General features: G+C 41.3%; 2 protein-coding genes. Both read left to right on the forward strand.

Going from position 1 to position 1,324, the window contains the following annotated elements:
• The first annotated feature begins 106 nt into the window (after nt 1-106).
• A complete protein-coding gene (rsmG, locus tag A3735_RS19120) occupies nt 107-757 on the forward strand; it encodes a 16S rRNA (guanine(527)-N(7))-methyltransferase RsmG (protein WP_156490478.1) in 651 nt (216 codons plus the stop codon).
• A 44-nt stretch (nt 758-801) separates the two neighbouring features.
• Nucleotides 802-1,324 (forward strand): ParA family protein (locus A3735_RS19125; RefSeq protein WP_068638483.1); only part of this gene is annotated, 523 nt, incomplete at its 3' end.

The raw sequence follows: 1,324 nt of genomic DNA on the forward strand, positions 1-1,324 counted from the left end.
CTGTGTCATTGGTACTCATATATCTGAAGAAAAAATCTTTATCTAAATCAATCAAACATGAAAGTGCCTGATTTCGGCACTTCACGTATCTTAAAAGAGAATAGACGTGATCAATGCATCGCAACGTGCCAACTTTAGTAATATTCTAAGCGACGCGGCAGAAAAAATAGGTATTACTCTAAATGAAGAGCAGAATGGCCTTTTACTCGACTATTTAGAGTTATTGATCAAATGGAATAAAGCCTACAATCTGACGGCTATTCGTGACCCGGAAGAAATGTTGATTAAACATCTGGTCGACTCGCTTAGCATTGCTCCTTATATAAAAGGTCAGGACATCGCTGATATCGGTACCGGCCCTGGATTACCCGGTATACCGATGGCCATCTTGTTTCCAGAAAAGCGCTTTTTGCTGGTCGACAGCAATGGTAAAAAGACACGCTTTTTGACTCAGAGTAAGATTACACTTTCGCTAGCCAATATCGAAATAGTGCATGGACGTGTAGAGAGTGTTGCGCAGGATAAACAATTTGACCAAATTATGTCACGCGCATTTACAGCGCTAGATAATATGGTAAAACTATGTAAGCACTTACTTACTGAAAAGGGTGAGTTTTTAGCAATGAAAGGTTTGCATCCAAAAGATGAGATTAATGCACTGCCAATAGATTATCATGTTAAAAACGCAATTAAGTTATGTGTTCCCGCTTGTGAAGAGGACAGGCATTTAATTATCATAGAGAAAACTTCAGCGTAATAAGCATATTGCTATTGAAAGCGTCTATAAGTGAGGGTTACACAGTGCCAGCGAAAATCTATGCGATTACTAACCAGAAGGGGGGGGTTGGAAAAACGACCACCACTGTAAATCTTGCTGCATCGCTGGCTGCGACCAAACGCAGAATTCTCCTTATTGATCTTGATCCGCAGGGAAACGCAACTATGGGTAGCGGGATCAGCAAGAATGAAATTGAATATACGGCCTATGATGTACTGACCAAAAAGGCCGATGTTCAAGAGGTCATTACGCGTTCAGTCGTTGGTAAATACGATGTTATTCCTTCCAATGGCGATCTGACTGCAGCGGAAGTCGAGCTCCTTAATGAGATTGGCCGTGAACATAGACTGAAGCAAGCCTTAAAATCTATTCGTGATGATTATGAATTCGTCTTGATCGACTGTCCTCCTTCTCTAAATATGCTAACCGTTAATGCCTTATCAGCGTCGGACGGCGTTATCATTCCAATGCAATGCGAATATTATGCGCTAGAAGGCTTGGCCGCATTAATGAATACGGTTGAGCAGATTAGAGAAACCATCAATC

Source organism: Oleiphilus sp. HI0061 (genome assembly GCF_001635675.1).